This is a genomic window from Streptomyces sp. NPDC040718, assembly GCF_055593565.1.
Map to the genome: position 1 here is coordinate 173,789 of NZ_JBVIXO010000012.1, position 8,977 is coordinate 182,765.

Annotated in this window: 11 protein-coding genes; 1 reads left to right on the forward strand and 10 read right to left on the reverse strand. The window is 72.4% G+C overall.

Annotation, left to right across the window (positions count from 1 at the left end):
* Positions 1–254: 254 nt before the first annotated feature.
* From ACZ597_RS27050 to ACZ597_RS27095, 10 genes are all read right to left on the reverse strand, one after another.
* Complete coding sequence (locus ACZ597_RS27050; protein WP_471335074.1) at positions 255–1,103, reverse strand: hypothetical protein; 849 nt, start codon at positions 1,101–1,103, stop codon at positions 255–257.
* On the reverse strand, positions 1,100–1,933 hold the full coding sequence (locus ACZ597_RS27055; protein WP_471335075.1) for a hypothetical protein: 834 nt from the start codon (positions 1,931–1,933) through the stop codon (positions 1,100–1,102). The genes ACZ597_RS27050 and ACZ597_RS27055 overlap by 4 nt, the downstream gene beginning before the upstream one ends.
* A complete protein-coding gene (locus ACZ597_RS27060) occupies positions 1,930–2,673 on the reverse strand; it encodes a hypothetical protein (RefSeq protein WP_471335078.1) in 744 nt (247 codons plus the stop codon). The genes ACZ597_RS27055 and ACZ597_RS27060 overlap by 4 nt, the downstream gene beginning before the upstream one ends.
* Positions 2,674–2,787: 114 nt before the next feature.
* On the reverse strand, positions 2,788–3,054 hold the full coding sequence (locus tag ACZ597_RS27065; protein ID WP_471335081.1) for a DUF3099 domain-containing protein: 267 nt from the start codon (positions 3,052–3,054) through the stop codon (positions 2,788–2,790).
* 111 nt (positions 3,055–3,165) lie between these two features.
* Positions 3,166–3,456, reverse strand: a complete 291-nt coding sequence (locus ACZ597_RS27070; protein WP_030030422.1) for a DUF1416 domain-containing protein — start codon at positions 3,454–3,456, stop codon at positions 3,166–3,168.
* A gap of 65 nt (positions 3,457–3,521) precedes the next feature.
* On the reverse strand, positions 3,522–4,367 hold the full coding sequence (locus ACZ597_RS27075) for a sulfurtransferase (protein WP_007265475.1): 846 nt from the start codon (positions 4,365–4,367) through the stop codon (positions 3,522–3,524).
* A 198-nt stretch (positions 4,368–4,565) separates the two neighbouring features.
* The gene (locus ACZ597_RS27080) at positions 4,566–4,655 is read right to left on the reverse strand and encodes an Ms5788A family Cys-rich leader peptide (protein WP_350875872.1); all 90 of its coding nucleotides are present in this window, start codon (positions 4,653–4,655) and stop codon (positions 4,566–4,568) included.
* 156 nt (positions 4,656–4,811) lie between these two features.
* Positions 4,812–5,519 (reverse strand): LmeA family phospholipid-binding protein, encoded by a 708-nt coding sequence (locus ACZ597_RS27085; protein ID WP_471335084.1) that lies wholly within the window; start codon positions 5,517–5,519, stop codon positions 4,812–4,814.
* A gap of 94 nt (positions 5,520–5,613) precedes the next feature.
* Positions 5,614–6,891, reverse strand: a complete 1,278-nt coding sequence (locus tag ACZ597_RS27090) for a hypothetical protein (protein WP_471335202.1) — start codon at positions 6,889–6,891, stop codon at positions 5,614–5,616.
* Between the two features lie 511 nt (positions 6,892–7,402).
* Positions 7,403–7,657, reverse strand: coding sequence for a MoaD/ThiS family protein (locus ACZ597_RS27095; RefSeq protein WP_361608620.1), 255 nt, complete (start codon positions 7,655–7,657; stop codon positions 7,403–7,405).
* Positions 7,658–8,135: 478 nt separating this feature from the next.
* Between ACZ597_RS27095 and ACZ597_RS27100 the strand changes: the two genes are divergently transcribed.
* Entirely contained in the window at positions 8,136–8,954 is an 819-nt protein-coding gene (locus ACZ597_RS27100) for a response regulator transcription factor (protein WP_471335087.1), read from the forward strand.
* Positions 8,955–8,977 lie beyond the last annotated feature (23 nt).

Genomic DNA, 8,977 nt, shown 5'->3' on the forward strand with positions numbered 1-8,977 from the left:
TGGCTGCTCAGGCGATCTGTGGGAGGGGTTCCGGGGCGGTCGGCTGGGCGGATGCCTAGCGCTGACCCTGGTACAGCTTCTTGACGGCCAGGCCGGTGAAGGCGAGGACGCCGACGCAGACCAGGACCAGCAGGGAGGTGAAGACTGCCTCAAGCACGGGGTGCTCCTCGGAGGATTCGGTGCGGGTGGACGGGGCCGGTCCCCAAGCCTACTGGCCCGGGGCCCGGCACACGGTGTGAGGTAGGCCGTAGCGGTCAGTGGAGCAGCTGGTCCTGGAGGATCACCGTCTGGTGGAGCGGTACGACCCGGGCCCCGCCCTTGCGGGTCTGGAGGATGACGGCCTGGATGTCGCCCTTCTCGACGCAGCCGGCCCTGACCTGCTCGTCGCCGAAGGGGACGGACTCCTCCAGGAGCGTGATGCCCTCGACGGCCGGGACGGTCTGGTCGAGCTTGGCCCTGGACCAGGCCCGGTCCGATTCGATCCGGTTGACGCCGTTCAGGTTCATGTCGGCGCCGCAGCCCTCGAAGGTGTTCGCGAAGCCCGAGGCGTGGAAACGCAGCAGGTAGATCCGGGTGCGGGTGCCGTCGGGGGTGGTCCAGCCGCGGGCGGCGATCTGGCGCAGCCCGTTGTCGGAGAACCGCTGCCTCATCTTCTCCCGGGCCGTGTCCTGGTACTCCTCCAGGAAGGTTTCCACGGTGACGGCCGAGTCCTTCTCCAGCTTCAGCCCGGGGTCCGGGGCGGAGCCCGCCGGGGCGGGGAGCAGGAGCTGCGTGAGGCCGGCGTAGTGGATGCCGTCCCGGTTGTCCGGGGCGAAGGGCAGCGGCGCGCCCGGGGGCGGGGTGGGCCTGGCCAGGACGGGGTACGTCCAGCGGCCGTCGTCCTCGGTGCGCAGGCCGGGGACGTCCGTGCGCTCGGGCCGGGTGATCCCGTACGCGGTCCCCGCGCCGGCGGCGGCGAAGACGAGGACGGCGGCGGTCCAGCGCAGCACGGCGCGCAGCGTGCGGCGGTCCTTGGGGGCCGCCGGGGTGACGGGCTCCTGCGGGGACTGCGGGGCCTCCGGGATGGCCGGGGCGGTGTCCGGGACGGTCGTCTGCTCGGTCACACGGACTCCCCGGGGGACTTCAGGTGGTTCAGCTGGTTCTTGAAGATCGTGACGGCGTCGGACGTGGGGAAGTTGGTCTTGGGCCCGTAGGCGCGGAAGTCGACCATCACGTCGCCCTGGACGGCGACGCAGGAGAGGGAGTCGATGCCGCCCTTCTGCCCCTTGTACTCCTCCTTGTCCTCGTCGACGGTCACCCGGGCGCACCTGGCGTCGGGGTGGCCGTCGACGCTGGGCGCCTCCTTGCCCTGGCCGACGAGTTCGAGGAGCTTCTTGGAGATCTGCGAGAAGGAGTCGAGGGCCTTGGGGTCTGCCTGCATCAGCTGGACCTCGACGACGAGCCCGCCGGTGTGCTTGGCGAAGCTGCGGCCGGCCAGGCCCTTGAGCTTGAACTCTGCGAGCATCTCGTCGCGCTTCTTGCGCTCCGAGGACGACAGGCCCTTGCGGGCGTCCTTGAAACCGGTGAGCGCGCGCTCCCCCGAGACGGTGTAGTCGTTGCCGTCTTCGTCGAGGTCGGGGCCGGGCCCGAAGCCCGACGGGGCCGGGAGCAACTTGCCGGAGAGCGTGTTCACCGGGACCGGCTCCGGCTCCTTGCGGTCCGGCAGCGGGGCGCCTTCGGCGACCCAGTAGGCGGTGGGCGCGCTGCGGTCGGCGCCGTCGATGGCGGACGAGGCCCAGATCCCGCCGCCGGCGAGGGCGGCGACGGCCACGGCGGCCGCGACGAGGGCGACGGCCTTGCGGCGCCCGCCCGTAGGGGCCGGCGCGGGGGCGTCGGCCGCCTGTGCGGGGGCTTCCGGTGCCTGCGCGGTGGTTTCGTTCTGCTGTTCCGTCACAGTCGCTCCCACTGTCGCTTCGCCACGTCGGCCACGTCGCCGTCCGCTATCGCCCCGCCGCGCCGGTCGGCGTAGAAGACCTGCATGACGATGTCGCCCCGGCGGGCGATGGCCCTGGCCTGGCGGATCGGGTAGTAGCCCGGCTTCTCGTCGGCCTTGGAGTACACCCACATGTGGCCGAAGTCCTCGGGTACCCCGGGGACGGCCTTGCCTCCGTTGCCCGCGTACTCCTCGTCGGACACGTAGCCCGACTGGCCCTTCGTGTACTCGTCCGCGCCCGCGAAGTCCCTGAACTGGATCAGCCGGATCTCGACGAGTACGTCGCCCTGCTCCCAGATCGTCGACGCGGCGCGGCGGAATCCGGTGTCGACGAGGTTGCGGAACATGGACTCCGACCGCTTGAAGTGGGTCGCGTGCAGGTCGAGGCTGTCGTAGCCGCTGCCCTCGCTCTTCGCTCCGGACGGCGTCTCGACCAGGAGCTTCGTGAGGTCGTCGTCCGTCTTGTGCCAGCGGTTGGCGTTGATCGACTTGGCCGTCGTCGCGTCGTCCGGGGCCAGCGCCTTCGGCGTGTCCAGCTTCTGCTGCGCCAGCGGCGGCAGGGCCGTGGGCGGGCGGTGGTACTGGATCGCGTATCCCGTGACCGTGCCGGCGACCGCGCCCAGGACGAGGGCGGCGGCGATCAGGGCCGTCGTGCGGCCACGGCGGCGCGGAGCGCGCGGTGGCGGCTGTTCGTGTTCCAAAGGGGTCCCCCCACAGACCTGGAGGCGCGGGAGCGTTCGCCCGCGCACATCCAAGACACCATGGGGCCCGGGGACGTTGTACGCATCCTTATTACGCTTTTATCTCGAACGCGTTCAATCCTCGGGCGGGCGCCGTTTCCCGTCGAGTTCGTCCCACCACTCGTCCGACTTCGGATCGCCCGAGGGGTCGTCCCACCAGCGGTCGTCCGGCCCCCGCCGGTTCGCCACCATCGCCGCGACCGGCGGGATGACCATGGCGACCACGCACAGCGCGACCGCCGCCTCGACCGAGAAGAGCCGCACGAAGGACCAGGCGGAGACGAAGAGGAACAGGCATCCGCCCATGAGCAGGAAGTAGGCGCGCCGACGCCGGGCGTACATACCTCCAGCGTAGGGCCGCAGGACGACGGCGCGAAGGGCCGCACCCCGTTCCAGTGGCGTCCAACCCCCGGGGGTGCGGCCCTTCGGCCGGTACAGCGGTGCGGTCGTGCGTCAGACCGCGATGGCCACGTCCGTCACGCCGCCGGCCTCGGCGACCACGACGGCGCGGTCGGCCTGGGCACCCGGGACGAGCGCCCGCAGCGTCCAGGAGCCGGTGGCCGCGTAGAAGCGGAACTGGCCGGTCGCCGAGGTCGGGACCTCGGCCGTGAACTCGCCGGTCGAGTCCAGCAGGCGGACGTAGCCGCTGACGGGCTCGCCGTCCTTGGTCACCTGGCCCTGGATCGCGGTCTCACCGGGCTTCAGCGTCGCGAGGTCGGGCCCGCCGATCTGTGCTCCACACATGTTCTCTGTCCTGTCCTGGAGAGGTTCTGCTGCTACGAGGGCGGGCGTCGCGTGCCCGGCCGGGATTACTTGTTCGGGCCGAGCTCGATCGGCACGCCGACCAGCGAGCCGTACTCGGTCCAGGAGCCGTCGTAGTTCTTGACGTTCTCCTGGCCCAGGAGCTCGTGCAGCACGAACCAGGTGAGCGCGGAGCGCTCGCCGATGCGGCAGTAGGCGATGGTGTCCTTCGCCAGGTCCACCTGCTCGGCCTCGTAGAGGGCGGTCAGCTCCTCGTCGGACTTGAAGGTGCCGTCGTCGTTGGCGTTCTTCGACCACGGGATGTTGCGGGCGCTCGGCACGTGGCCGGGGCGCTGCGACTGCTCCTGCGGGAGGTGCGCCGGGGCGAGCAGCTTGCCGGAGAACTCGTCGGGCGAGCGCACGTCGACCAGGTTCAGGGAGCCGATCGCGGCCACGACGTCGTCGCGGAAGGCGCGGATGGAGGTGTCCTGGGCCTTGGCCTTGTACTCGGTGGCCGGGCGGTTCGGGACGTCCTTGCCGTCGACCAGGTCGCGGGAGTCGAGCTCCCACTTCTTGCGGCCGCCGTCGAGGAGCTTCACGTCCTGGTGGCCGTAGAGCTTGAAGTACCAGTAGGCGTAGGACGCGAACCAGTTGTTGTTGCCGCCGTAGAGGACGACGGTGTCGTCGTTGGAGATCCCCTTGGCGGAGAGGAGCTTCTCGAAGCCCTCCTGGTCCACGAAGTCGCGGCGGACCGGGTCCTGGAGGTCCTGCTTCCAGTCGATCCGGACGGCGTTGGTGATGTGGTTCTTGTCGTAGGCGGACGTGTCCTCGTCCACCTCGACGATGACGACGTTTGCGTCGTTCAGGTGGGCCTCGACCCAGTCGGCGTCTACGAGGACGTCGCTGCGGCTCATGGTGTTCTCCTCCGGGGCAGTTGCGGCGGGGCTGTGCTGGGGCTGCTGCGAAGCGGGCTGTGCTGTTGCGCGCCGTTCCCGGTGCGGCTCTCGGACCCTGCGCGGGGAGGCGTCAGGGGCAGGGAGGCTGTGCGCGGCGGTGCGGTCACGCGGGATGAAGGGCCGTCGGTCCGGCCGGTGGAGCGGAAGGCTCACACCTCACATGGAGCGACAGAGCATGGCGGCGACGCGACACAGGTCCACTGCCCGCCGCTTCGTGAGGTCCGCCTGCTGATGCTTCATAGCCATGGATCGTAGGGACGAACCGGCCGCCCTGTCACCGGCGTGTCATATGCCGAGACAGGATCGTCCGTATTTCGGGATGAGAAAGCCCCGGACGGCCGTCCCACGGCCTTCCGGGGCTGTTCGTGCGGCCCGCCCTCCTGCGGATCGGACCGCTCCGTCTCACGATCCGGCCAGGGACACGTCCGAGCCGCTCAGCGTGAGGTGGACACCGGACTCGTCCGAGGTCAGCGAGGAGAGCTTGAGCCCGGCCGGCAGCCCGTCGTCGATGCGGCGGTCGAAGTCGGTCCGCTTGCGCACCGCGCTCTCGATCCCGGGGATGCCCTCGCCCGGTACGGAGTCCGCCCGCACCCGGACGACCTTGGAACCGCCCGACTCGACGAGGGCGACGGTGGACACCACGCTGCGCGTCATGGACTTGCCGAGGAAGTCCAGGGTCGCGGTGACCTTCACCTTGTTCGGCGCCCCGCCGTAGGTGAGGACCACGCCGTTCTGGGAGGCCTTGGTGAGGTCCTCGTACGAGATCAGCGCGGTGCCCTCGGCCCGCTTGGCCGTACCGCCGTTGTAGCCCTCGTTCAGCTTCACCTCGTGGAACGAGGCCTTGAGCTCCGAGAGCCGCGTCTTGCGGCCGTCGGCGGTGACGTCGACGCCCCCGAGCTTCAGGTCGACCTGCTCCAGGTCGCGGCTGAGCGCCTGGGTCAGGAAGGGGAAGCCGTGGATCTCCACTTCGGCGCTGCCCGCGAGGCCCTGACGGGACTGGACCTGGTCGGCCAGCCGGTTCTCGGCATAGCCGACCGCCCAGCGGTCGACGCCCGCGAACAGCCCTCCGAGCACAATGCCGATGATCACCACGACACGTATGAAACGCACGTGCCCCTCCCCCAACTAGTCGGTACGTACGTTCTAGTGGACCATGATCGGCCGTGAGGGCGGTGTCAGCGGCGGGGCCGGCTCCCCCTCGGCGTCAGCCGACCACCCGGCCCATCAGGTAGACGGCGGGGGCCGCGGCGGCCAGCGGCAGCGCGACACCGGCCGTCATGTGGACGAACTTGGACGGGTAGTCGTACGCGGCCACGCGCAGCCCGATCAGGGCGCACACCCCGGCCGCGAGGCCCACGAGGGCCCCGCCCACGCCCAGCCCGGTCAGCCCGCCCACCGCGATGCCCGCACCGGCCGCGGCGGCCAGCGAGACGCCGACGGAGGCCGGGGTGGGCAGCGGCAGCGCCCGCGCGAACACGGCGACCGCGACGGCGGCGGCGCCGGTGGTCACCGGCTCCCGGTCCGCGGCGAGGAAGCCCGTGCAGACGATGGCCAGCGCGGCGGAGGCCACCGAGGCCATCAGCCCGTACATCCGCTCGTCGGGGTCCGCGTGGCTGCGCAGCTGGAGCACCAGCGTCAGCAGTACCCAGGCGCCGAGCGTGCCGATGATCGCGCCGGGGGCGTACGTGCCGTCCAGCGCGAGCACCGCGCCGTCCGCGACGAGGGCCCCGGCGAAGGCCAGGACGATGCCCTGGCGGGCCGGCCACATGCCGTTGAGGCGGAACCAGCCGGCCGCGGTGAGCCCCTGGAGGGCGATCAGCGGGACGAGCAGCGCCCACTGGCCGACCGCGGCGGCACCGGCCATCAGCAGGCCGAGGGCGGCGGTCAGTATCGCCGACTGCGGACCGGGGTCGATGATCGGCGACCGGCCCTCGGCGCGGGCCTGGGCGGGGTCCACGGCGCGCAGCGTATTGCCGCCGAGGGTCGGCGGCGAGTACTCGGCGGAAGGGCCGGGCACGGCCGCCTGCGGCTGCTGCGGCTGCTGCGGCTCCGGCGGGACCGGGGGGAGGTACGCGGTCTGCTCCGCCACGGGCTCCCGCACGGGCGGCAGGTACGCCGTCTCGGCGGCGGAGGAGGCGCCCGCGGACCACGCGTCCGGCGCGGCGCCCTGCGGCCGCACCGGCGGCAGGTACGCGGTCTGCTCGGCGGCACCGGCGGCCTCGCGCACCGGCGGCAGGTACGCCGTCTCGGCGGCGGCGGACTCCCGCACCGGCGGCAGGTACGCCGTCTCGGCGGCGGCGCCCGCGGCGGCCTGCTGCGGCTCGTCGCGGAACCAGCCGTCCGGCGCGGCGCCCTGCGGCCGCACCGGCGGCAGGTACGCGGTCTGCTCCGCGGCACCGGCGGCCTCGCGCACCGGCGGCAGGTACGCCGTCTCGGCGGCGGCGGAGGCCGCACCGCCCCCGGTGGCGTCCGGCCACGACACGGCCGGAGCCTGCTGCTGCGGCTGCGGCTGCGCCTGCACCTGGGCCGGCTCGTCGCGGAACCAGCCGTCGGGCGCGGCGGACTGCTGCTGGGGCTGCTGCTGCGCCGGCACGGGCGGCGGGTACGCCGTCTGCGCGGCCGCGTCGGCCGGCCAGCCGGCCTGCGCGGGAGGCTGCGGCGGCTCGTCGCGGAACCAGCCCTCGGGCGCCGCGGGCTGCTGCTGGGCCGGTACCGGCGGCGGGTACGCCGTCTCGGCGGCAGCGGCCGGGGCCGCACCGCCCCCGGTGGCGTCCGCCCAGGGCGTCTGCCCCCACTGCCCCTGCGGAGCCGGCGCCTGGGCCTGGGCCGGGGCGGCCGGCTGGCCGGGCACCGAGCCCAGCGGCGGCTGCACCGGCTGGTACCCGGTCTCCCAGGTGTCGGCCTGCCAGGTCTGGGTGGAGTACGGGTCCTGCTCGGCGGCCTGCTGCTGCCGCTGCCGCTGCTGTTCTTCGGGAGTGCTCATCGGTTTCCGCTCACCCGCCCGCGAACGGGGGAAGCACCTCGACGGTGCCCCCCTCGGTCAGCAGGACGGCATCGTGCGGGCGCTTGCCCACGGGCTCGTCGTTCACGAGGAAGGAGCAGCGCTGCAGGACCCGGGTGAGTTCCCCCGGATGGCGGTCCCGCACGGCGTCGAGCGCCTCGGCCAGTGTGTGCGCCGAGTACGGCTCCTCCGCCGTCTCGGCCGCGGCTTTCGCCGCCGCCCAGTAGCGGATGGTTCCGGTTGCCACTGCAGCTCCTATCGGTCGGCTCCGTCGGCTCTCTACCGTCGGCCTCCATGATGACCCCTCCGGCCCGTCACCCCGGCGTGCCTCAGCGCGCCGTCCGTGCGCCCGGAGGCCCCGCAGGACCGGTCGGCGGACCGCTCGATCCGGCGAAACCAGGGCATACGCAGGAGGAAGGCGTGGCGCGAACCACAGAATGCGGTGCACGGCAGCCCTCGGCCCCGAAAGGGCCGGTGGGCTATTCTGGCGGCGTAGAGGATCCGGGCAACGTAGCCCCCGGGTCCTTTTGTGCTTTCAGCACGTTGAACGGACCGAGAACAGTGGTACCCATCCGGACCCCAGGGCGCGGGGGCCGCGGCGGGTGCCAGGCAAGGCGTACGAAGCCGTACCACGCACGTCCTCGACGGGACCGAGGAGGAACCGACGTGATGGACCAGCGAAGCAAACAGGAGCACGGCCGCCCGAACCGGGCAGGTGGCCGGGCATGAGCTCTCTCCTCCTGTTGACCAATGCCCTGCAGCCGTCGACCGAGGTGCTGCCCGCACTCGGCCTCCTGCTGCACAACGTCCGGGTGGCCCCCGCCGAGGGACCGGCCCTGGTGGACACCCCCGGCGCGGACGTGATCCTCGTCGACGGGCGCCGCGACCTGCCGCAGGTGCGGTCGCTGTGCCAGCTGCTGCGGTCCACCGGACCGGGCTGCCCGCTGATCCTGGTGGTCACCGAGGGCGGACTCGCCGCCGTCACCGCCGACTGGGGCATCGACGACGTGCTCCTCGACACCGCCGGCCCCGCCGAGGTGGAGGCGCGGCTGCGGCTGGCCACCGGCCGCCAGCAGCTGGGCTCGGACGACTCGCCCATGGAGATCCGCAACGGCGACCTGTCGGTCGACGAGGCGACGTACAGCGCGAAGCTGAAGGGCCGGGTCCTCGACCTCACCTTCAAGGAGTTCGAGCTGCTGAAGTACCTCGCCCAGCACCCCGGCCGCGTCTTCACCCGCGCCCAGCTCCTCCAGGAGGTCTGGGGCTACGACTACTTCGGCGGCACCCGCACGGTCGACGTCCACGTACGGCGGCTGCGCGCCAAGCTCGGCCCCGAGCACGAGTCCTTGATCGGCACCGTCCGCAACGTCGGCTACCGCTTCGTCACCCCCGAGAAGGTGGAGCGCGCGGCCGCCGAAGCCGCCGCCAAGCAGGCCCCGGGGAAGGCGGCTGCGCAGGCCCCGGACCGTACGAGCGGACCCGTAGCCCGTTCGGAGGAAGCTCCTGTGACCATCCAGTCGGCCAAACACCCTGCCCAGAGGTAGGTCACCCCGCGTAGACTTCCGCG